The sequence below is a fragment of the Streptomyces sp. NPDC003300 genome (genome assembly GCF_040610915.1).
Taxonomy (GTDB): domain Bacteria; phylum Actinomycetota; class Actinomycetes; order Streptomycetales; family Streptomycetaceae; genus Actinacidiphila.
This window is the reverse complement of sequence record NZ_JBEXNE010000016.1, coordinates 169683-192546: the sequence shown is the minus strand read 5'-3', so window position 1 is coordinate 192546 and position 22864 is coordinate 169683. Positions and strand designations below refer to the sequence as shown.

Below are 22864 nucleotides of genomic sequence, written 5' to 3'. Positions count from 1 at the left end.
GCGGGTGAGCACTACGCACCACCACCACTCGCTGCGGGAACGGCTGGCCGCGCTGCGCGGCCCCGACACCGCGCCACGGCCGCTCGACGCACGGGCGCTGGCCGCGCTGGCCGCCAACCCCGGCTGCCGCCGCCGCGCGCTGCTGGACGCCGCCGGGGTCGACAAGGGCGCGGTCGCCGAAGTGCTGGGCGCGCCCGCCCGGTTCGGCCAGTCCCGCTTCGCCTTCTCGCGCGGCCATGCCTTCGAGGCCCGCGTCAAACGGGACGGCTGCGCCGAGTTGCTGCGGCTGCTGGGCGCGGCGGAGACGGCGGCGGGGATTCCGGAGTCCGCCGAGGTCCCCGATCTGTCGGCGGCGGGGCCCGAGGGCCGGGCGGCCCGTACGCGGCTGGCGCTCGCCGAGGCACCTGCCGGTTCCTGGACGCTGCTCGACCATCCGCTGCTGGCCCTCGATGTCGCGGGGTCGCTGGCGTATCTGGAGCCGGACGCGGTGGCGGTGCGGCCCGACGGGTCCTGGACGGTGGTGGAGATCAAGTCCTTCCCGATCCTGGACGGCGGCGCGGACGCGCTGAAGGTCGGCGCGGCGGCCCGGCAGTCCGCGGTGTACGTGCTCGCGCTCGACGAGGTGGCGGCCGGCCGGACCCGGCCCGACGTCCTGCTGGTCTGCCCGAAGGACTTCTCGAATCTGCCGACCGCCGAGTGGGTCGACGTCCGCAAGCAGCTCTCGGTCACCCGGCGGCAGTTGGCCCGGCTGACCCGGATCGAGGAGATCGCGGCGGCCCTCCCCGAGGGCACCACCTTCGACCTGCGGTACGGCGCGGACGGCAGTACGCCGACCCGGCCGCGGATCGACCTGACCGCCGCCGTGGACGCGGTGCCCGCCGCGTACGCGCCCGAGTGCCTGTCGACCTGCGAGCTGGCGTACCACTGCCGTGACCGGTCCCGGGCGGACGGCTGCGTGGAGTCGCTCGGCCGCAGTCTGCGCGGCGAGCTGGGCACCCTGACGACGGTGGAGGCGGTGCTGTCGGCCGCGCACGGTGAGGCCGGTGACCCGGCCGACCCGGCGGTGGCGGCCCTGCGCAGGGCGGCGGCCCTGCGGGCCGAGGCGCTGTCCGCCCGGGAAGAGGCACCCGCGCTGCCCGCCCAGGCGGCCGTACGGGACCAGGCACCGGACGACGCCGCCGTACGGGACGGTGCCCCATGTCGTTGATGAACACGCTCGCGCGGGCCGAGGCCGTCGCGACGGGCCGGGCCGTGCCCGCGGCGACCGTACGCCACCGGCACCTGGCCGAACGGCCGCTGGTGCTGGTGCCGTTGACGACGGCCGGTGAGGCGGGCGCGCCGCTGGGCGCGATGGTGGGCACGGACCGGGCGGCGCCCGAGCTGCTGGTGGTGCCGCAGCCGCTGGACCGGGAGCTGCGCTTCGGCTTCTTCGCCGGACTCGCGGGCGCCGTACTGCCGTTGATGGACGCGTACGCGGACGACGTCGAGGTGGAGCCCGCGACCCGCAACCGCGTGGGGGCACCTCCCAGCCGCCGGGCTGGGGGAGAGTCGGAGGTCTGCGCGGACGCGCCGCAGATCGTGGTGCCGAACAGCGCGGCGCTGGAGTACGTCCGCCTGCTCGGCCGGTCCACGCGCTTCCTGCGGACGGTCCAGGACCCGGACGCGCCGCACCCCGTCCCGGTGCCGGTGCCGCTGCTCGGCCGCTGGCTGACGCATTACGGGGAGCGGGCGCGTACGCCGGGCAGCGCGCTGCTGGTGGCCATGACGGAGCTGCTGACCCGGCACTGGGCGACCGGGCAGAGCTCGATGGAGGACCAGCACCTGGGCGGCCTGCTCGGCTGGATCGACCCGCCGGACGGGCTGGACGGGGCGGTCGCCGCCGAGCGCGCGCAGACCGACCGCGCCGCCGACGGGCTGCTGCTGAGCCCGCCCGCGGGTCCCGCGACCGACCCGGTCTTCGACAACCGTGTGCTGGCCCCCGCGATGGCCCGCTACGACGCGGCGCGTACGGCGGCGGAGGCCGACCCGGCCGGGGCCGCCGCTGAGCTGGCCGCGGCCGAGGCGGAGGTACGGCGGCTGGTCGGCTCCCAGCTCCGGCCGACCTGGGACGACGTGTGGCGCGGCCTCGACCTGCTGCGGGCGCTGCCCGAGGGCGCGCATGTGGCCGACCGGTGGAAGCGCGACCGCTGGTCGTTCACCGGGCACCGCGACCGGCTGCGCGCGGGTGAGCCGCCGCAGCCCAAGCGGGACGGCGCCATCGCCGCCGCGCAGAAGCTCGCGGGCCGCGAGACGGCCCAGGCGCGGGTCTCCGCGCAGGAGGCGCTGGACGACCCCCTGACGATGGCGGCCAGGCGGCTGGCGGGCGAGGCGTTCGCGGGCGAGGTCATCGGCGTCGAGATGACGTACTCCGAGGGCAAGCGGCCGATGCCCCGCCCCCTCCTGACCATCCGCACCCACGACCTCCCCCAGGCCGAGCCCGGCACCAAGGCGTACCGCTCCGTGCCGGGTGCCAAGTCCGCGCAGAGCGCCGAAGTGGTCTCGGTGGCCCCGGACGGCAGCGGCGCCACCGCGCCGGGCGGCGGTCCTGCGGCCGGGCCGGAAGGCCGGTTCGTGGTGGTGGTGCGGCTCACCGGGGGGATGGGGAGCGGGCGGACGCCGAAGGAGGGGTCGGTGCCGGGGGCCGGTGACCGGGTGGACTTCACCTTCTTCGAGCACGATCCGCGCGGCGGCCCCGGGCTGCCGGAGCCGGAGCAGACACCGTGGACGCACGGCGGCCCGCCCGACGCCGGGACGCCGCCCGGCACACCGCCGACCGCTGACCCGCCCGACCCCGTGACCGCGGAGGACTACCTGTGACGCAGCCCGTGCGAGCCGACGGCCCGGACACGGACGGACACGTACCGGAGAGGTGGGACAGAAAGGACGGGTTCGACGCGGGCAGGGCCGCCGCCGAGGCGACGGCCGCGATCCTGGAGAGCACGCTGCACGGCACCGCCCGCGGGGTCGTGGTCGACTCGCCGCCCGGCGCGGGCAAGTCGACGCTCGTGGTGCGCGCGGCACGCGAACTGGCGGCGGCGGGCGAGTCGTTGATGATCGTCGCGCAGACCAACGCGCAGGTCGACGACCTCGCGGACCGGCTCGCCACCGCCGAGCCCGACCTGCCGGTGGGCCGGCTGCACGGCGCCGAGTCGCCGCCCGACAAGGCGCTCGACCGGCACCCGGCGCTGATGAAGTCCAGTTCGGTGGCGGATCTGCGGGCCTGCGAGGTGGTGATCGCGACCGCGGCGAAGTGGGCGTACGTGAAGGACACCGAGCCGTGGCGGCACGCCATCGTGGACGAGGCGTACCAGATGCGGTCGGACGCGCTGCTGCAAGTGGCGGGGCTGTTCGAGCGGGCGCTGTTCGTGGGCGACCCCGGGCAGTTGGACCCGTTCAGCGTGGTCGGCGCGGAGCAGTGGGCGGGGCTGAGCTACGACCCGTCGGCGAGCGCGGTGGTGACGCTGCTCGCGCACAATCCGGGGCTGCCGCAGCACCGGCTGCCGGTGTCCTGGCGACTGCCCGCGTCGGCGGCGCCCCTGGTGTCGCGCGCCTTCTACCCGTACACCCCGTTCAGGAGCGGTACGGACCACGGCGACCGGCGGCTGGTGTTCGGGGTGCCGGGCGACGGCGGCGGGCCCGACCGCGTCCTGGACGAGGCGGCGGCCAGCGGCTGGGGGCTGCTGGAGCTGCCCGCCCGGCACACCCCGCGCACCGACCCTGAGGCGGTACGCGCGGTGGCCGCGGTGGTGCGGCGGCTGCTGGACCGCGGGGGTCTGACGTACTCCGCGCCCGATCCCGGCCCGGCGGCGCTGACCGCGGACCGGATCGCGGTCGGCACCGCGCACCGGGACCAGGCGGCGGCGGTGCGCGCCGCCCTGGCCGACGTCGGCGTCGCCGGGGTCACGGTGGACACCGCGAACCGTCTCCAGGGCCGCGAGTTCGACGTGACCGTGGTGCTGCACCCGCTGTCCGGCCGCCCCGACGCCACGGCGTTCCACCTGGAGACCGGGCGGCTGTGCGTGCTGGCCTCCCGGCACCGGCACGCGTGCATCGTGGTGTGCCGCGCGGGCGTGGCCGAACTCCTCGACGAGCACCCGTCCTCCGAGCCGGTCCAGCTCGGTGTCACGGTCAAGTTCCCCGACGGCTGGGAGGCCAACCACGCGGTCCTGGCGCACCTCGCGGAACACCGGGTGAGCTGGCGGCCGTGAGCGCGGTCGCTCACCCGAATGGAGGGGGTCTTGCGTGGGCGCGGGACAATGGTGTGCGTGATCGATTCCGGAGGTAGCCGTATGTCAGAGCCGCAGTCGGCTCAGAACGCGCAGGGCGGTGGGTCGCGGGAGGCGGCGCCGCGGCCCAGGCGGCCCGCGTCGCTGAGCTTCGAGCCTGCCGCGACGGTGGAGGATCCGGAGCACTTCTTCGACCTGGAGTCGATGGACGATCCGGGGCGGATGCTGGCGCGGGCGACGGAGCTGGCGACGGCTTTCCGTACGGCCGCCGACCGGGCCACGGACTTCCAGGCGATAGCCGCCGCGCAGCTCACCGATCCGCGCCGCTTCGACCGGCTGACGTACGCGGGCCTGGCCGAGCGCGCGGGGTGGACCGAGGACTACGCGAAGCGGATGGTCGAGTACGGCGAGGGCCTGATCGCGGGCGGCGGCGCCCCCTAGGGGGCCTGTCCGCGGGCGGCGGCGCCCCCTAGGACGTGTCCGCGGGCGCTTCCGGCTCCCCTGGCGGCTGCCGTGACTGTCACGCCGCCGGGGGCCGCCGCAACCGTGCCCCGCATATGCGTCGCGGCAAGGTACCCCCTCTCCCACCCTCCTGTCCCGAATTCGTCCGATTGCGCCGACCGCGCCGGAAGCGGCCGGTACCTGTAGATGCCATGGACGAATGGCAAGGGACCGGAAGCATCGCGGCCGTGACGCATGCCGTCACCGAGGTCGTCACCGAAGCCCAGCGGCGTCGGCACACGTCGTACGTCACCCCGGAGGGCGCCGAGTGGCTGGCCTCGGCCAGCGCCTTCCCGCGCAGCGTGCGGGCGCTGTGGTCGGCCCGTCCGACGGCGCCGAGCGTGCTGCCGTGCGGTACGGCGTTCGACGTGGTGAACCTGTCGGCGCTGTTCGGCCGCAGACTCCTGGAGCAGTTATGGGCGTCGGGCCCCGGCAGCGGCCCGGTGGCCGTGCACCGCGGGCGGCTGCTGCTGCTCGTCGCGCCGGGTACGGCGCAGCGGCTGCCGTACCTGCTGGACTGGGAGGAGTGGGGCCAGGCGGTGCCGCCGATGCTCTGTCACGGCAGCGGCGACGCGGTGACCGTACCGCCGCTGTACGCGCCGCAGGACGGCGCCGAGGCCGGCCAGGACTCCGGTTGCGATCCGGGGGCAGGGCTGTCCCGCTGGCTGGTGGCGCCCGACACCCGGCACCCCTGGCTGCCGGGCGCGGACGTGGTCCTCTGGGCGTGCGTGCGGGCGGCCAGGTCGGCGCCCGCGAAGACCGTTCCCGCCCTGGTCAGCACCCCTGGAACGGCCTGAGTCATATCGATTTCCGCTCCCCGTGGCCGGATGCTAAGGTCTACGACGTCAGCAGGCGCCGCTAGCTCAGTTGGTTAGAGCAGCTGACTCTTAATCAGCGGGTCCGGGGTTCGAGTCCCTGGCGGCGCACAGACGGTCGAAGGCCCCTCGCGGAAGCGGGGGGCCTTCTTCGTATGAACGTCCAGGCATGCGGACGCGCCGTCCGGGTGGCCGACGGCCCGCACCACGACGACCCTGGAGCCATGGTGGACTGGCTGGCCGACGCGTACCGGACGCGGATCGCGGACACCGGCCGTGAGCCGCTCTTCCTGCTGTTGGTCGGACTGATCGGCTCCTTCCTGTTCATCCGGTTCAGCGTGCGGATGATCCGGCGCGGGGTGAAGTGGTGGCCGGGCAATGTGCAGCCCGGCGGGCTGCACATCCACCATGTGGTGTTCGGCCAGGCGATGATGCTGATCGGCGGCATCGGGTCGTTCGCCGTACGCGGCGGCCCGGCGGTGCACGACGTGCTCGCGCTGGTCTTCGGGATCGGCTGCGGCCTGGTGCTGGACGAGTTCGCGCTGGTGCTGCACCTGAAGGACGTCTACTGGAGCGAGCAGGGCCGCCAGTCGGTCGACGCGGTGATCCTCGCGGTGTCGGTGATCGGGCTGCTGCTGATCGGCCAGGCCCCGCTGGGCGGATTCGTCGTCGGGGAGTCGTACCAGCAGTATCTGAGCGCCGGGGTGCTGATCGGCTTCGTGGTGGTGTGCCTGTCCAAGGGCAAGGTCTGGACGGGGCTGCTCGGGGTGATGGTGCCGGTGCTGGCGATCGTCGGCGCGCTGCGGCTGGCCCGCCCGGCCAGTCCGTGGGCGCGCTGGCGGTACACCTCCCGGCCGCGCCGGATGGCCAGGGCCGAGCGGCGCGAGGACCGGATCCACCGGCGGATGGTCGCGATGAAGACGGCCATGATGGACGCGGTGGCGGGCGCGCCGCTGCCGTCGGCGACGCCCGCGCGCAAGCCCGCGCGGCGGCCGACGATCGTGGAGCTGCCGCCGTCCAGGATCGAGACACTGCTGGCCCGCGTGCTGCGGCCGTTGCGGCAGCCGGGTGCGGCCTTCACCGTCTGGTATCTGCGGGTGGTGTGCGCGGTCAACGCGGTGACCGGGGTGATCGCGCCGTTCCGCGACCGGGTGCGGGCCGCCTCGAACGGCGAGTTCTTCACCGCCTTCCTGGTCAGCCCCGGTTTCACCGGCGCGGTGCTCGCGCTGGTGCTGTCGGTGAGCCTGCGCCGCCGCAAGCGGGCCGCCTGGATCGTCACGACCGTGCTGACCGGCGGATACACACTGCTGTGCCTGGCCGGTGTGGCGGCGCTGCCGGTGACGCGCGGGCATCCGTTCAACTGGGTGTCGCTGGGGGTGACCGGGCTGGTGCTGTTCGCGCTGCTGGTGTCCAGGACGGTGTTCAACGTGCGCGGCGAGCGGGGCAACGTGGCGCTGGGGCTGACGACCTTCGTCGTCGGCGGCGCGGTGGCGATCGGCCTCGGCACGCTGCTGGTGCACGCGACGGACGAGCTGCCGCCGCGCCAGTGGGGGGCCAGTACGCGGTACACGCTGGTGCGGGTGCTGACGGTGTCCGGTCTCTTCGACCTGCCCGAGATCCGGGTGCCCGGCTGGACGGACCTGGCGATCAACGTCCTGAGCGTCGCTCTGATGCTGCTCATCCTGCTCGCCTTCTTCCGCTCGCCGCGCGGCCGGGACCGGCTGCTGCCCGCGGACGAGCGGCGGCTGCGGGCGCTGCTGCGGGTGTACGGGCGGCGCGACTCGCTCGGCTACTTCGCGCTGCGCCGCGACAAGGCGGTGTCCTGGACCCCGGAGCGGGACGCGGCCGTCCTCTACCGCGTGGTGAACGGGGTCGCGCTCGCCTCCGGTGACCTCGTCGGCGACCGGGCGGCCTGGCCGCGGGCCGTCGACCACTGGCTGGACACGGCGCGGCGGCACGCCTGGGTCCCGGCCGTCACCAGCGCGGGGCCCGCGGCGGCCGTGGTGTACGAGGCGGCCGGATTCCGCGCGCTGCCGTCCGGTGACGAGGCGGTGGTGGAGGCGGCCTCCTTCGCCGCCGTCTTCGCCGATACGGGCTCCGCCGAGCTGAGCGCGCTGCGGCAGGCGCACGGGGTGCTCGGCGGCGCGGGCTACTCGGTGGTGCTGCGCAGGCACCGGGAGATCGCCCCGGACGAACTGCGGCGGCTGGCGCATCTGGCCGACAGGTGGCGGCGGCACCCCGCCGAGCGCGGCTTCTCCGTGGCGCTCGGGCGGCTCGGTGACGCGGCCGACGGGGACTGCCTCCTGGCGGAGTGCCTCGATCCGCACGGGCGGACCTGCGCGATGGTCACGTTCGTGCCGTGGGGGCCCGACGGGCTCACCCTCGACCTCATCCGGCGCGACCGGGAGTCCGGGCGGGCCCCGGTGGATTTCCTCCTCACCGAGGTGCTGCTGCGCGCCGCAGCCGGTAGGGCTCCGCTGGGCGCGGTCACCCGCGTGTCCCTCAACTTCACCGCCTTCCGCGGCGCCCTGTCCTCGCGGCTGCGCCGCGCCCCGCTGCGGCTTCTCGCCCGCCTCGGGCAGGTCGCCGCCCGCGAGCGGGGCTACGCGGCGTTCGCGCCGCGCTGGCAGGCCCGCTATGTGCTCTTCGAGCGGAGAGCCGACCTTCCGCGGGTGGCTGCCGCCAATGCCATCGCCGAGGGGTTCCTCACCGGACCCCGTCTCCGCCACCGCGGCACCCTCCTCACCCCCGAGGACGGTGCTCCCTAGCCCGGAGCCGTACGCCTGGAGAGGCGCGTCACGCCGGGTTGGGGAAAGCTGAAGGCGCCAGGTGCGTGGGAGGAGAGGCGGAGCCGATGCCCGGGAAGGTGGCGTGGGGGCGGGTGGCGCCCAGGATTCCGGGCTGGTTCGGAGAATTCTTCGGGATTCTGGCCCTGTTCTGCGCCACCCTGGCCGTCGTCTCCCCGTTGCGGCCCCTGCTGGACCCGGTGCGCCGGTGGGTGGAGATCCTGACGGTGCCGGCGTCGCCGAATCTGGCGTACGCGGCGTTCCTGGTGCTGCTGGGCGGCGCGATGGCGGCCCGCAAACGGGTGGCGTACTGGATCGTGGCGGTCTTCCTCGGTCTGACCGTGGTGGCGAATCTGGTGCTGATCGCGGTGCGCGACTGGAGCGCGATCCCGGCGCTGCTGATCACGGGCACGGTGCTGGGCGCGGTGATCGCCGCGCGGGGCGAGTTCTCGGCGCGGGTGCGCAAGGGGGCGTTCTGGCGGGCGCTGCTGGTGCTGGTGTGCGGGCTGGCGATCGGGGTGCTGCTGGGGTGGGGGCTGCTGACGCTGTTCCCGGGGACGCTGGAGGGCGGGAACCGGCTGCGGTGGGCGGTCAACAAGGTGGTCGGCGGAGTGAACGACCTGCCCGACATCGGCAGGCCGCCGTACTGGACGAATTTCTGGCTCGGCCTGTTCGGCGCGGCGGCCCTGCTGTGCGCGGCGGCGGCGCTGTTCAGGTCGCAGCGGATGGAGGCGGCGCTGCGGGGGGACGACGAGGACCGTATCCGGGGGCTGCTGGCGCGGTACGGGGACAAGGACTCGTTGGGCTACTTCGCGACGCGGCGCGACAAGTCGGTGGTGTTCTCGCCGAGCGGCAAGTCCGCGGTGACGTTCCGGGTGGAGGTGGGGGTCTGTCTGGCCAGCGGTGACCCGCTGGGCGACCCGGAGGCGTGGGGTCCGGCGATCGACGCGTGGCTGGCGCACGCGGGGGCGTACGGCTGGGTGCCGGCGGTGATGGGCGCGGGCGAGGAGGGCGCGAAGGCGTACGCGCGGGCGGGGCTCGGCGCGCTGGAGCTGGGCGACGAGGCGATTCTCGACGTGACGGACTTCGACCTGGCGGGCCGCGAGATGCGCGGTATCCGGCAGGCGGTGCACCGGGTGCGGCGGACCGGGGCGACCACCCGCATCCGGCGGCACCACGACCTGTCGCCCGAGGAGCTGCGGGAGGTCGAACGGCTGGCGGACGCCTGGCGGGACACCGACACCGAGCGCGGCTTCTCGATGGCACTGGGGCGGCTCGGCGACCCGGCGGACGGCGAGTGCCTGCTGGTGGAGGCGCTGGACGACAAGGGGCGGGTGACCGCGCTGCTGTCGTTCGTGCCGTGGGGGCACGACGGGGTGTCGCTCGACGTGATGCGGCGGGACCGTACGGCGCCCAACGGGATCATGGAGTTCATGGTCACCGAGCTGGCCGCGGGCGCGGGCGCGCTGGGTGTCCGGCGGGTCTCGCTGAACTTCGCGGTGTTCAGGTCCGCTTTCGAGGAGGGCGCCCGGATCGGCGCGGGGCCCGTCCTGCGGATGTGGCGGCGGCTGTTGCTGTTCTTCTCCCGCTGGTGGCAGCTGGAGGCGATGTACCGCTCGAACGTGAAGTACCAGCCGCACTGGTACCCGCGGTACCTGTGTTACGCCGACGGCAAGGACATGGCCAGGATCGGCCTGGCCTCGGGCATCGCCGAGGGTTTCGTGGAACTCCCGAGCCTGCGCTTCCGGCGCCGCCGCCGGTCCGCGGTGGGCGGTACGGGAGCGGGCGCGGTGGGCGGTACGGCGGTGGCCGGTGCGACGGCGGGCGTGGTGGGCGGTACGGCGGCGGGGATGACGACGGCGAGCGTGACGGCCGCCGCGGCCGAGCGCGGCCGTCACGCCCCCGCGGACCCGCACGGCCCCGCCGAGCAGGTCCGTGTGCGCCTGGCCAAGGTCGAGGGGATGCGGCGCGACGGCGTCGACCCGTATCCGGTGAGCGCGGGGCCGACGCACACGCTGGCGGTGGCGCGTACGGCGGGGGCGGGCAGCGCGGTGGCGGTCGCGGGCCGGGTGCTGCGGGTGCGCGACCACGGCGGGGTCGTCTTCGTGACGCTGCGGGACTGGTCGGGCGACCTCCAGATCATGCTGACCAGGGATCGTCTCGGACGGGACGGTCTGCGGGAGTTCGAGTCGGGCGTGGACCTCGGCGACCTGCTCCGGGTCGAGGGGGCGATGACGGTCAGCCGCGGCGGTGAGCCGACCGCGGAGGCGTACTCCTGGACGCTGACCGGCAAGTGCCTGCACCCGCTGCCGGACAAGCGGCGCGGCCTGACCGACCCGGAGGCGCGGGTGCGGCAGCGCTATCTGGCGCTGGTGGTCTCCCCCGAGGCGCGTTCCCTGCTCACCGCCCGCAGCGCGGCCGTCGGCGCGGTCCGTACGACGCTGGCCGACCGCGGCTTCCTGGAGGTCGAGACGCCGATGCTCCAGCCGGTGCACGGCGGCGCGAACGCCCGCCCGTTCACCACGCACATCAACGCCTACGACCTCGACCTGTATCTGCGGATCGCGCCCGAGCTGTATCTGAAGCGGCTGTGCGTCGGCGGGGTGGAGCGGGTCTTCGAGCTGGGCAGGACCTTCCGCAACGAGGGTGTGTCGTACAAGCACAACCCCGAGTTCACGATGCTGGAGGCGTATCAGGCGTTCGCGGACTACGACGTGATGCTCGATCTGGCGCGGGAGCTGATCCAGGCGGCGGCCGTCGCGGCGAACGGCGGGCAGACGGCCCGGCGCCCGGACGGCGCGGAGGTCGACCTGTCGGGGCGGTGGCCGGTGCGGACGGTGTTCGGGGCGATCTCGCTGGCGCTGGGCGAGGAGGTCGACGCGGGGACGCCGCTGGCGCGGCTGCGCGCGCTGTGCGACCGGGCGGGGGTGCCGTACGGCCCGGAGGACGGCCCGGCCGACGTGGCGCTGGAGATGTACGAGCGGCTGGTGGAGGAGCGCACCACCACGCCGTGCTTCTACAAGGACTTCCCGGCCGAGGTCTCGCCGCTGACCAGGCAGCACCGCACCGATCCGCGGCTGGCCGAGCGCTGGGACCTGGTGGCGTACGGCACGGAGCTGGGCACGGCGTACACCGAGCTGACCGATCCGGTGGAGCAGCGGGCCCGGCTGACCCGGCAGTCGCTGCTGGCGGCGGGCGGCGACCCGGAGGCGATGGAGCTGGACGAGGACTTCCTGACAGCGCTGGAGTACGCGATGCCGCCGACCGGCGGGCTGGGGATCGGGGTGGACCGGCTGGTGATGTTCCTCACGGGGCGGACGATCCGTGAGACGCTGCCTTTCCCGTTGGTACGTCGCCGCTGACCGTGCCGCGCGGCGGGTCGCGGGGGGTGCGCGGCCGGATTCGCGGGGGCGCGGGGCGGGTTCCCCGGGGCCGGGCGCGGGGCGGGGGGCCTTGCATCACCCGTTCGGAGCATGTTTACGGTGGTCCGCATGACGTACAAAACCGGACGATCTGGGATGTTGAGCCGCACGGCCGTACGGCGGACCGCCGCCGCGGTGGCCACCGCGGCGCTCGCCGGGACCGCGCTCGCGGCGTGCGGCACACAGCACGGCGGGGCAGCGGCGAGCGGGGCGGACGACGCGCGGGCCTCGTCGCGCGCGCCGTCGTCGACCGCGTCGGGTGAGGCGTCCGGCCCGGCCGCGGGCATCCCGTCCCAGCGGACCTCTCCGCCGGGCGATCCGTCCGGCTCGCAGCCGTCCGGACCGGGTCCCGCGCAGAACGGTCCCGCACCGACCGATCCGTCGCGGACGGGTCCCGTGCCCACCGATCCGTCCGGGACCGTCCCGTCGCAGACGGTCCCCGGGCAGCCGACCGGGCCCCTGGAGCCCTCGGCCGGTCCCGCCGACCCCTCGGGGAGCCCCGCCACCGGCGCCCCGGCCGGCGAGTCGATCCAGCACTCCACCGAGGACGGCGGCAGGTCCGTCGCGCTGACCTTCGACGACGGCCCCGACCCGCGCTGGACCCCGCAGGTCCTGGCGCTGCTGGCCGCGCACCACGCGAAGGCGACCTTCTGCGAGATCGGCCCCAACGCCGCCGCCCACCCCGACCTGGTCCGGCGGATCACCACGGCGGGCCACCGGCTGTGCGACCACTCCGTGCACCACAACGAGCGGCAGAGCAGCAGGTCCGCGGCGTACAACACGCACGAGATAGTCGACGCGCAGCGCGAGATAACCAAGGCCGCGGGCGCCGACGCGAAGCTCTGGTACTACCGGGCGCCCGGCGGCGACTTCACCCCGACGATCCGTCATATCGCCGCCGGCCACGGGCTGCGCCCGCTGGGCTGGACGGTGGACTCCCGCGACTGGGAGCGGCCCGGCACCGCCAAGGTGCTGGCGAACATCGACCGTCAGCTGCGCCCCGGCTCCATCGTGCTGATGCACGACGGCGGCGGCGACCGCGCCCAGACGGTGCGGGCGCTGTCGCGGCTGCTGGACAGGCTCGACGCGCAGGGCTGGACATACAGCTTCCCCGCGCGCTGATCGGGGCGCGCGCGAGGTAGCGTTCAGGAGGCGTTCCCGCCATCCGTCGGTACCTCTTGGAGGCTTCACCATGGCAACCACCCGCACCGCGACGACCCAGTGGAAGGGCCCGCTGATGGGCGGCGCCGGGACCGTCTCGCTCGACACCTCGGGCGTCGGCTCGTACGACGTGACGTGGGCCTCCCGCGCGGAGGAGGCGAACGGCAAGACCAGCCCCGAGGAGCTGATCGCCGCGGCCCACTCCTCCTGCTTCTCGATGGCGCTCTCGCACGGTCTGGCGGGAGCGGGCACCCCGCCCGAGTCGGTGCAGACGCAGGCCGACGTGACCTTCCAGCCGGGTGAGGGCATCACCGGCATCGTCTTGACGGTGAAGGCGCGTGTCCCCGGCATCTCCGCCGGTGACTTCGAGGCGGCGGCGCAGGGCGCCAAGGAGAACTGCCCGGTCAGCAAGGCGCTCGCGGGCACGACGATCACACTCAACGCCGAACTGCTGGACTGAGTACGGTCTCTGACGCCTGATCAGCGGCGGGTGACGTGGATCTTCCACGCGCCCGCCGCTGTCCTTCCCAGCACCTTGAAGGTCAGCCCGGACGCCTTGTCGGTGGAGCCCTCGCCGACGCTGAAGGGCGCGTCGTTCAGGGAGTTGAAGGCGCCGCTGCTGAAGTCGCAGGCGGAGGTGCGGGGATGGGCGTCCACGACGGTCACCGGGCCCTTGCCCGAGTCGACGTCGGTGCGGACCCGGTAGGCGAGCACGCCCGCGCGGCACGCGTCCTTGTCGTTGCCGAGCTGCTGCCTGGCCTCCAGGACGAAGACCCCGGTGCGGCTGTACGGGATCACGACGGCTTTGCGTCCGCCGGGGATCTCGACGGCGCCGAGTTCGTAGGTCGTGTCGGTGCGGCCGGTGACGCAGGCGATCTGGCTGTCGTCGAGCCAGCCGAGCTTCCACTTGTGCCAGGCGAACAGGTCGCCCTGCAGTCCCCAGTCGAGCGACATGCTGTCCCACTGCCCGGCGAGCGTGTCGGTGCGCGGGAAGTCGTCGGCGGCGTAGAGGTCGGGCAGGCCGAGCGCGTGGCCGTTCTCGTGGCTGAGGACGCGCGGGCCCGACTGGTCGTGGCCGTAGATGAGGGAGACCTTGTCGAGGTGGGCGCCGTCGTCGGTGGTCGCGGCGGACGCGCCGGTCCAGGTGACCGAGAGCACCGCCTCGTCGGCGGGCGGGCCCGCGTTGGGGGTGACGAGGATGTTGACCAGGTCGTAGCCGCGGAAGTCGATGGAGTGGTCGGCGACCTTGAGCAGGTCGCGCATCATCTCGGTGTGGGCGTCCCAGCCGTAGCCGCGGCCGATCCCGTACGCGCTGAAGGGCCGCGGCATCCGTATGTAGCGCAGCACCGGCGTGGACTCGTAGTCGAGGCGGCCGTACGAGCTGACGGCGTACCACTTCTTGACCGCGGGGAAGAACTCGCCGTAGCGGTCGGCGGCGCTGTACTGGGCGGGCGCGTCGGGGAAGTCGATCAGCAGGGTCAGGGCGTGCAGGGTGCCGGTGGAGGGGGCGAATTCGGCGTTGGGGCCGCGGCTGGAGCTGTCGGGGAAGCCCTCGGACATGGCGACGCCGGGGACGGCCCGCAGGGCGCAGGGCCGGGCGGCGGGCGGCGGCGAGGCGTTGAGCGCGGGGGTGCGCGGGCCCGCGGAGACGGTGCTGCCGACGGCGAGCAGCCCGAGCGCGAAGAGCGCGGTGCAGCGCAGTCCGGTCCGGGTCAGCCGGCGCGGCCCCGACCCCGTCGTGGCCGGGCGGCGCGGTCCAGACCCCTTGGTGGAGGCCATGGCGTTAGCTCCTGTGGCCGGTGTCGTCGCCGACGGGCGACCCCTCGACGATCTTGACCGTCCAGGTGCCGTCCGAATTGTGGGCGGAGACCGTCACGCGGGTGGAGCCGTCGGGTACGGCGTAGGACTCCCCCACGCCCAGCGGCGCGTCGGCCAGCGGCGGGTAGACGGAGGTGGCCCGGCACGCGGAGGTGTGGGGGTGGCCGTCGATCACCGCGATGGGTCCGTCGCCCGACTCGATGTCGGAGCGCACCTTGTAGAGCAGGACGCCCTGGCGGCAGGCGGCGTGGTCGTTGCCGGTGGCGGTGCGCGCCTCGATGGCGAGGGCGGTGTCGGGCCCGGTGCGTACGACGATCAGCTTGGTGCCGCCGGGGGTCTCGTCGGGGCTGAGGTCCTGGTAGGTGGTGCCCGCGCGGGTGACGCAGCCGACCTGGTCGGAGGTGATCCAGCCGAGCTTCCACTTGTGCCAGGCGAAGGGGTCGGGCGCGAGGCCGAACTGGCTGCCCATCAGGTCCCAGTCGCCGACGTGGGTGTCCCAGTCGGCGTTGCTGCCCGCGGGCGGCCGGTAGTACAGGTCGGGCAGGTCGAAGACGTGGCCGGTCTCGTGGGCGAGCACGTTGCGGTCCGGCGGGTGCCGTTCGAAGACGGTGACGAGCCGGCGCAGCGGGGTGCCGTCGACGGTGATCGGGGTGGAGAGGTTGACGACCTTGGTGGCGTCGGAGTCGACGCCGGGCGCGTCGGGGTCGGCGACGAGGTAGACGACGTCGTAGCCGTGGAAGTCGACCACCGGGTCGGCGGCGGCGATGGCGTCGCGCAGGTAGGCGGTGCGGTCGGCGGCGTTCCAGTCGCGGCTGATCGCGTAGTCGGTGGCCGGGCGCGGCATGCGCAGCCAGCGGGTGACGGGGTGGACGCCGAGGTCGAAGCGGCCGTACGAGGCGCGGTCGAAGAAGCGGGTGGTGGCCGGGAAGTGGTCGGCGGCGACCTGCTGGGTGGTGAGGTCGGGCGCGGTGCCGGGGAAGTCGAGGAAGACCATGAGGGCCTTCATGTGGCCGGTCGGCCGGGTGTAGCCGCTCTCCCAGGTGTCGACGCCCTCGGAGTGGTGGGCGCCGGTGCGCGGCAGGAGGCAGGCGCTGCCGACGGCGGCGGACGCGGCGGGGCCGGTCGTCAGCGTCCAGGCGACCACGGCGCTGAAGACGCTGAGCGCCGCCGCGGCGGAGCGCAGGACACGCCGCCGCGCGCGGGGCGGTACGCCTATCGAGACGCCTGAGGAGCCTGACGAGCTGGCTGACCGCCGCACATGGACCTCCGGGGAGGATTCGTGAACCCGTTCGGGACACCTCCCCCACATTGCTATGGAATGTGACGATATGTCCTGTCCGACTGCTCCAGCCGGGCGGTGTGCGGGAGGCGTACGGGCGTCGCACAGCGGTCACTACGGTGCGTAATGTCCCCGGGGATGCGATCACATGAGCGATCCGTTCGGACACGTTCGGTCGATCCGTCAGCACACGTGCGGAGAATCACCACCAGGGCGCTGGAACACCAACTCCGCCAGCCCATATGATCGCGATCGAGACGAGCGCGAAGCGGGGAGCGGGCCATGGGCGGACCCTCGGGCGGCCCAGGTGTCGAGCCCGAAAGCACAGCACAAGTCATCACGCACAGTCACACCTCTGCCCCACACTCCGGCGGCGGCGCGGAACCGCAGCCGGCCGGACGGACGGCGGGGCAGGGAAGTACGGCCGCGCGGCCGGGCGACGCCGACCTGCGCGACTACCGGGCCGCCTTCGCCATCGCCCAGACCGCGATGGCGCTGCTCGCCCCCGACGGCACGGTCCTGGAGGCCAACGGCGCGCTCGGCGCGCTGCTGGGCGCCTCGCCCGAGCGGATGAGCGCCACGGGCGCCGCCGCGCTCCTCGGCCTGAGCGGCGACCGGCACGCCCGCGCCGCCTTCCACGACGTGCTCACCGGCCGCCGCGAACGGCTGCGCTGCACGCGCGGCATCACCCGCCCGGACGGCAGCACCGTGCACGCCGAGATCACGCTCTCGCGCACCGGCGCCCGCCCGCTGCTGCTGTCCGTCGAGGACGTCGGCGAGCGGGACACCCTGCGCGAGGAGCTGCGGCACCTGCGCATGCACGACCCGGTCAGCAGACTGCCCAACCGCGCGCTGTTCTTCGAGCGGCTGTCGGCCGCCGTCGGCGACCACGGCAGCCGGACCGGCCGGATCGGCCTGTGCTATCTGGACCTGGACGGCTTCAAGGCGGTCAACGACACGCTCGGCCACCGCGTCGGCGACGAACTGCTGGCCGCCGTGGGCCGCCGCCTGCTGGCCTGCGCCGAGCCCGGCGGCCACCTGGTGGCGCGGCTCGGCGGCGACGAATTCGCCCTGCTGGTACGGGACTCCACCGGTACGGGGCAGGCGACGGATCTGGCCGAGGCCGTACTGGCCGCGCTCCAGCCGCCGTTCGACGTGGGCGGCCACCGGCTCGCGGTCTCCGCCAGCATCGGCGTGGTCGAACGGGAGGCGGCGGGCACGTCGGCCACCGGTCTGATGCAGGCCGCCGACACCACGCTGTACTGGGCCAAGGCCGACGGCAAGGCGCGCTGGACGCTCTTCGACCCGGAGCGCAACGAGCACCGGATGACCCGTCAGGCTCTGTCCCGTACGCTGCGGCAGGCCGTCGAGCGCGGCGAATTCGTCCTGGACTACCAGCCGTTGGTCGCCCTCGACTCGGGCGAGCTGCGCGGTGTCGAGGCGCTGGTGCGCTGGGAGCACCCGCACTTCGGGCGGCTGGCGCCCAACCGCTTCATCGGTCTCGCCGAGGAGGACGGCTCCATCGTCCAGCTCGGCCGCTGGGTGCTCGCCGAGTCCTGCCGCCAGGCCCGCGCCTGGCAACTGGCCCACCCCGAGGCGCCGTTGGTGGTCAGTGTCAACGTGGCCGTACGCCAGGTCTGGGACTCCGACCTGGTCGCCGACGTCGCCGCGATCCTCGCCGACACCGGTCTGCCGCCGCGGCTGCTCCAGTTGGAACTCACCGAGTCCGCCGTGATGGGCTCCGCCGGCCGTCCCCTCCAGGCGCTGCACGCCCTGGACGAGATGGGCGTACGGATCGCCATCGACGACTTCGGCACCGGTTACTCCAACCTCGCCTACATGAGCCGCCTCCCGGTCTCGGCCCTGAAGCTGGACGGCTCCTTCGTGCAGGGCTTCCGCTCCGCGGAACACCCCAACCCGGCCGACGAGACGATCGTCGAGGCGCTGGTCGAACTGGCCCACCGGCTCGGCCTGACGGTGACGGCGGAGTGCGTGGAGAACGCGGAGCAGGCGGAGCGCCTGCGGCGGATCGGCTGCGACACGGGCCAGGGCTGGCACTACTCGCGCCCCGTGGCGGCGGCGGCGATCTCCGCGCTGCTGGACTGAGGCGGCACGCGCCGCGGGGCCGGGGCGGTACGCACCGCGGGACGGCGGCACGCGGAAGGGGCCCGCGTCCTTGGGGGGAGAAAGGACGCGGGCCCCGGGTCATGCGGTCAGGAGGTGAGCCGCGTCAGCAGGCCCCGAGGTCCTGCCACACGCCCCATTCCCCGGTCGTACCGGGCTCCTCATTGGTGGTCCACCACTTGGCGTTCCACTTGTGGCCCTTCCAGGAGACCTGGTTGCCACCGACGTAGACCGCGGAGGCGGACCAGGACGGCAGGGTGCAGGTGCCGCCCGGCGGGGTGGTCGGAGGCGTGGTGGGCGGGGTCGTCGGCGGCGTCGTGGGGGGCGTCGTCGGCGGGGTGGTGGGAGGCGTGGTCGGCGGGGTGGTCGGCGGCGTGGTGGTCGTGCCGCAGCCGGACGCGGACCCGTTGGTCGCCGTCACGATCTTGTTGAAGAGGGTGGCGGCGGGATCGAGGTCGAGCAGCGAGTACATCATCGAGCCGGCCAGGTTGTGGCAGTGCGCGTAGTCCGCCTTGGCCTGGATCGCCTGGGCGCCGAGGCCGGTCCAGAACTCGGTCCCGTTGTAGAACCAGTTGGCCTGGGTGCTCGGGTCGTAGAACGTCGTGGAGGCGTTGTCCACGAGCCCGGTGAGCTCCTTGTAGTACGCGGTGCCCGCGACCTGGCTGATGCCGCGCGCCGGGGCGGGGCCCGAAGCGGACTGGTACAGGCCGTGGTTGCTGCCCGCGGGTACGCCGGTCCAGCCGCGGTAGTACAGCGGGTAGCCCATGGTGATCTTCGTGGACGGGAAGCCGCCCGCGATGCCGTAGGCCGAATTACCGTTGATCCACGCGTTGATGGCGTGATCGGTGCTGTACTTCTCGGTGCCCGGCGGGATCGCCGTGGACGGGTCGGTCGGCGACTGGTACAGCGGGTCCTGGAGGTTGGTCGGACCGGTCGCGTCCCAGGCTCCGTGCATGTCGTACGTCATGATGTTCGCGTAGTCGAGGTACTGCCCGACCTTGTTGGTCTCGATCTGCGCGATCTTGTCCTGGCCGGCCGGGAGCGCGGCGGTCAGCAGCATCTTCTTGTTGCCGTTGGCCGTGCCGTACGCGTTCAGCTCGGTGCGGAACTCCGCGAGCAGCGCGGTGAAGTTGGCCTTGTCGTTGGGGCTGTAGTGGTTGCCCACGTGGCCGTTGGGCGAGCCGGGGTACTCCCAGTCGATGTCGAAGCCGTCGAAGATCCCGGCACCGCTGCCGGGGCCGCCGTAGCCGCCCTGCACGGGCAGATTGCCCTTGATGAACATGTCGATGCAGGAGCTGACGAACTTCTTCCGGCTGGCGTCCGTGGCCGCCACGTCGGAGAAGTACTTGGAGTAGGTCCAGCCGCCGATCGAGGCGACGATCTTCAGGTTGGGGTGCTTCGCCTTCAGCTTCTTGAGCTGGTTGAAGTTGCCGACGATCGGCTGGTTCCAGGTGTCGGCGACACCGTCCACGCTGATGTCCGCGCCGAACGACTTCTGGTAGTCGGCGAAGGAGTCGCCCGCGCCGTCACCGGCATTGGGGTTGGACTCGTTCGTGGAGTCCGACGCCTTGGTGGCCTCGAAACAGGTCAGGTTCGAGGGGTCGATGTTCTCGAACGAGTAGTTGAGGATGTCAAGTTTGCCCGCCACCCCCGACGTGTCGAGGTTCTTCGGGTAGTAGGCGTTGCCGTACACGCTCCACTGGTCGTAATAGGCGATCTTCACGCCGCCGCTGCTCGCGGCGGCGGCCGCGGGCTTGGCGGCGGCGGTGGTGTCCGCCTGGGCTGTGCCCACTCCGGCGACGAGCGCGGTGAGCGCTCCGGCGGTGAGGGCGGCGGTCGTGACGGCTGCCACGATCGCTCTCTTCCTGGACTGCACGAGTACCTCCGGGGGGAGAGGGAGGAACAACAGGGGGCTGGTGAATGGATAACCCCTCGTCAAGTGCACGTCAATGGTCTGAACCAGACTTGGACTAGACCAATCCTGCGGAAGGCGACCGGCCGGTAGCGTTCCGCGACAACGGCAAAGCCGCTCGTCAACCGGGTGACGAGCGGCTTTAACGCTGACTTAAGGCTGGTCAGGGGCCGTCGCGCGACGTTGGACCACGCACCGGCCGGAAATGAGTCTTTAACCGGCGGCGACCTCGGAGGAGACACCCGACGGGGCCTCGGCGGAGGCCGTCGCGATGTCCTTCGGGAAGCCGTACGCGTCCGCGATGAGGTCGTAGGAACGCAGCCGGACCGACGGCGTGTGCGCGTTGGCGGTGATCACCAACTCGTCGGCGCCGGTGCGGTCCACGAGCTGGTCGAGTCCGGTACGCACCGTGTCCGGGTCGCCGTGGATGATGTTCACCAGCCACGAGTCCACGAAGTCCCGTTCCGCCGGGCTGAATTCGTACGCCTCGGCCTCCTGGGGCGTCGGCACCAGGCCGGGGCGTCCGGTGCGCAGCCGCAGCATGCTCAGCGCGCCGGAGAGCACCTGGCGGCGCGCCTCGGCCGGGTCGTCGGCGGCCAGCGCGGCGACGCCGATCGAGGCGTAGGGGCGGTCCAGGATCTCCGAGGGCCGGAAGGACTCGCGGTAAAGGGCCAGCGCGGGAACGGTGTTGGCGGCCGAGAAGTGGTGCGCGAAGGAGAACGGCAGGCCGAGCGTGCCCGCCAGTCGCGCGCTGAAGCCGGAGGAGCCCAGCAGCCACACGCTCGGGCGGCCCGCCGACTGGACGCCGCCGGGCGCCGTGCCCTGCACCGGGCCGGGAATGGCGTGAATGCGCGCGTAGCGGTGCCCGTCGGGGAAGTCGTCGTCCAGGAACCGGGTCAACTCCGCGAGCTGCTGCGGGAATTCGTCCGCGCCCTCGTGCAGCCGGTCGGTGCGGCGCAGCGCGGCGGCCGTCGCGCCGTCGGTGCCGGGCGCGCGGCCGAGACCGAGGTCGATCCGGCCGGGGGCCAGCGCCTCCAGGGTGCCGAACTGCTCGGCGATCACCAGCGGCGCGTGGTTGGGCAGCATCACCCCGCCGGAGCCGAGCCGCAGCGTGCGGGTGTGGGCGGCGAGGTGGGCGAGGATCACCGCGGGCGAGGAGCTGGCGACGCCCGGCATCGAGTGGTGCTCGGCCACCCACATCCGGTGGTAGCCGCGGGTCTCCGCGGTCCTGGCGATCTCGACGCTGGTGCGCAGCGCGTCGGTGGCGGTGAAGCCGCTGCCGACGGTGGCCAGATCCAGTACGGACAGCGGTACGGGGGCGGTGCCGCGGACCGGGCCGCGGATGCCCCGGCCGCGGAGCGTACCGGTGTCGCCGTCCCGGCCGTCCGTACGGGACCGGCCGTCCGTAGCGGACCGCCCGTCCGTCCGTTCGCCCTGCTGTTCGCCCTGTCGTTCGTCACCCACGGCGGGCGCCTCCTCGATCGTCTCCGTGCCCATGTCTGCCCCACCCCTGCCCGACCGACAACCGGAGCCCGCGTCCGGTTATTCCCGGGCGCGGATTGTACGGTTCCCCCGCCGTTTCCTTTTCGGGTAATGACGTCGGCATATGCCAGGGTGGCCCCGTCCTGCATATACGCTTGAAGAGCCCCGGATAACCGGCCAACCGCCTCTACCTGAAACGGGATTGGGGCTATCGTGGAGACCGGCCCAGCCGCCGGGTCCGGTCGTCTCGGATACCCGTCCGTGACCGGCGGCGACAGCCAGGACGCAAACGGTCATACCTGCAGGGGGCTACCGTGGCGCTTGAACACCGACAGATCGAGCCGGTGTACGCGGTCCAGTACGCGCTGCGCGTGCTCGAATCCGTCGACACCCATCGGCACGGCGTCACCGCCGAACAGTTGGCCCGCGAAATCGGTGTGCCGCTGGACTATCTCTCCCATCTGCTGGCAATGCTGCGCCGCGAGCGTTATCTCGGATTTCTGCCCGGCGGCGGATATGTCATCGGCGAGTCCATGGTGCTCCTCGGTGCCGCCAACCGCGACCACGCCCTCGCGGAGAAGCTCCAGACGGTCCTGGCCGAACTGCGCGACGAGGTGGGCGCGGCCGTCTACTTCAGCCGGTACGACGACGGCGAGGTGCACGTCATCGACTTCGCCGACGGCCCCAACGCGCCGAAGGTCAACGAGTGGGTGGACTTCCGCTCCTCCGCCCACGCCAGCGCGGTCGGCAAGTGCCTGCTCTCGCAGCTCGACCACGACGGCCGGATGGAACACCTCTCGCGGCACCGCCCGGCCCGGCTGACCTCGCGCACCGTCGTGGACGACCGCGTCCTGCTGACCAAGCTCGAACGGCAGCCGACCTCGGTGCCCACGCTCGACCTCCAGGAATACGCGGTCGGCACCGTCTGCGCCGCGATCCCGGTCACCATCGGCAAGACGGTCGCCTGCCTCGCGCTGTCGATGCCGTACGCCCAGGCCCACCGCCTCAAGCCCGCCGTGGACACCCTCCACACCCGCGCGGCCCCGGTCCTGCTCTCCTTCAGCATCTGATCCGCCACGGCACGGGCTTGGCACGACGAAAGCCCGGCACGGCGAAGACCCGGCACGGCGAGCGTTCGGTACGACAAAGGTTCGGTACGACAAAGGCCCCCCGCGTGTACGGAGGGCCTTCGTGGGCATGTGCGCCGCCAGGGACTCGAACCCCGGACCCGCTGATTAAGAGTCAGCTGCTCTAACCAACTGAGCTAGCGGCGCCTGCTGACGTGGGAGATCGTACCCG

At 73.2% G+C, this 22864-nt stretch carries 15 protein-coding genes and 2 tRNA genes; 12 read left to right on the top strand and 5 right to left on the bottom strand.

Annotated features, from left to right (window positions below):
* The first annotated feature begins 4 nt into the window (after window positions 1-4).
* The 10 genes from ABZX65_RS23510 (at window position 5) to ABZX65_RS23465 (ending at window position 13410) form a co-directional block, all read left to right on the top strand.
* Window positions 5-1207, top strand: coding sequence for a hypothetical protein (locus tag ABZX65_RS23510; RefSeq protein WP_355343247.1), 1203 nt, complete (start codon window positions 5-7; stop codon window positions 1205-1207).
* Window positions 1198-2856, top strand: a complete 1659-nt coding sequence (locus ABZX65_RS23505; protein WP_355343244.1) for a hypothetical protein — start codon at window positions 1198-1200, stop codon at window positions 2854-2856. The genes ABZX65_RS23510 and ABZX65_RS23505 overlap by 10 nt, the downstream gene beginning before the upstream one ends.
* Before the next feature lie 110 nt (window positions 2857-2966).
* Window positions 2967-4247, top strand: a complete 1281-nt coding sequence (locus ABZX65_RS23500) for an AAA domain-containing protein (protein ID WP_355343301.1) — start codon at window positions 2967-2969, stop codon at window positions 4245-4247.
* 81 nt (window positions 4248-4328) lie between these two features.
* A complete protein-coding gene (locus ABZX65_RS23495; RefSeq protein ID WP_355343241.1) occupies window positions 4329-4706 on the top strand; it encodes a hypothetical protein in 378 nt (125 codons plus the stop codon).
* A 116-nt stretch (window positions 4707-4822) separates the two neighbouring features.
* A complete protein-coding gene (locus ABZX65_RS23490; protein WP_355343238.1) occupies window positions 4823-5563 on the top strand; it encodes a bifunctional DNA primase/polymerase in 741 nt (246 codons plus the stop codon).
* Between the two features lie 55 nt (window positions 5564-5618).
* Window positions 5619-5692 (top strand) — tRNA-Lys (locus tag ABZX65_RS23485).
* A gap of 44 nt (window positions 5693-5736) precedes the next feature.
* Window positions 5737-8349 (top strand): phosphatidylglycerol lysyltransferase domain-containing protein, encoded by a 2613-nt coding sequence (locus tag ABZX65_RS23480; RefSeq protein ID WP_355343236.1) that lies wholly within the window; start codon window positions 5737-5739, stop codon window positions 8347-8349.
* An 86-nt stretch (window positions 8350-8435) separates the two neighbouring features.
* Window positions 8436-11729 (top strand): bifunctional lysylphosphatidylglycerol synthetase/lysine--tRNA ligase LysX, encoded by a 3294-nt coding sequence (gene lysX / locus ABZX65_RS23475; protein ID WP_355343233.1) that lies wholly within the window; start codon window positions 8436-8438, stop codon window positions 11727-11729.
* 129 nt (window positions 11730-11858) lie between these two features.
* Complete coding sequence (locus tag ABZX65_RS23470) at window positions 11859-12911, top strand: polysaccharide deacetylase family protein (protein ID WP_355343230.1); 1053 nt, start codon at window positions 11859-11861, stop codon at window positions 12909-12911.
* Between the two features lie 70 nt (window positions 12912-12981).
* Window positions 12982-13410, top strand: a complete 429-nt coding sequence (locus ABZX65_RS23465; RefSeq protein ID WP_355343227.1) for an OsmC family protein — start codon at window positions 12982-12984, stop codon at window positions 13408-13410.
* 20 nt (window positions 13411-13430) lie between these two features.
* Here the strand turns inward: ABZX65_RS23465 and ABZX65_RS23460 are convergent, their stop codons facing one another.
* Both ABZX65_RS23460 and ABZX65_RS23455 read right to left on the bottom strand, forming a co-directional pair.
* Window positions 13431-14729, bottom strand: coding sequence for a M6 family metalloprotease domain-containing protein (locus tag ABZX65_RS23460; RefSeq protein WP_355343224.1), 1299 nt, complete (start codon window positions 14727-14729; stop codon window positions 13431-13433).
* Window positions 14730-14733: 4 nt separating this feature from the next.
* Entirely contained in the window at window positions 14734-16026 is a 1293-nt protein-coding gene (locus tag ABZX65_RS23455) for a M6 family metalloprotease domain-containing protein (RefSeq protein ID WP_355343221.1), read from the bottom strand.
* A 303-nt stretch (window positions 16027-16329) separates the two neighbouring features.
* On the opposite strand from ABZX65_RS23455, the gene ABZX65_RS23450 reads away from it, so the two are divergent.
* Entirely contained in the window at window positions 16330-18153 is a 1824-nt protein-coding gene (locus ABZX65_RS23450; protein WP_355343218.1) for an EAL domain-containing protein, read from the top strand.
* A 124-nt stretch (window positions 18154-18277) separates the two neighbouring features.
* Here the strand turns inward: ABZX65_RS23450 and ABZX65_RS23445 are convergent, their stop codons facing one another.
* Both ABZX65_RS23445 and ABZX65_RS23440 read right to left on the bottom strand, forming a co-directional pair.
* Complete coding sequence (locus ABZX65_RS23445) at window positions 18278-20026, bottom strand: glycosyl hydrolase family 18 protein (protein ID WP_355343298.1); 1749 nt, start codon at window positions 20024-20026, stop codon at window positions 18278-18280.
* A gap of 270 nt (window positions 20027-20296) precedes the next feature.
* A complete protein-coding gene (locus ABZX65_RS23440) occupies window positions 20297-21580 on the bottom strand; it encodes an LLM class flavin-dependent oxidoreductase (protein ID WP_355343215.1) in 1284 nt (427 codons plus the stop codon).
* A gap of 299 nt (window positions 21581-21879) precedes the next feature.
* On the opposite strand from ABZX65_RS23440, the gene ABZX65_RS23435 reads away from it, so the two are divergent.
* Window positions 21880-22635, top strand: coding sequence for an IclR family transcriptional regulator C-terminal domain-containing protein (locus tag ABZX65_RS23435; RefSeq protein WP_355343212.1), 756 nt, complete (start codon window positions 21880-21882; stop codon window positions 22633-22635).
* 130 nt (window positions 22636-22765) lie between these two features.
* Here the strand turns inward: ABZX65_RS23435 and ABZX65_RS23430 are convergent.
* Window positions 22766-22839 (bottom strand) — tRNA-Lys (locus ABZX65_RS23430).
* Between the last annotated feature and the right edge of the window lie 25 nt (window positions 22840-22864).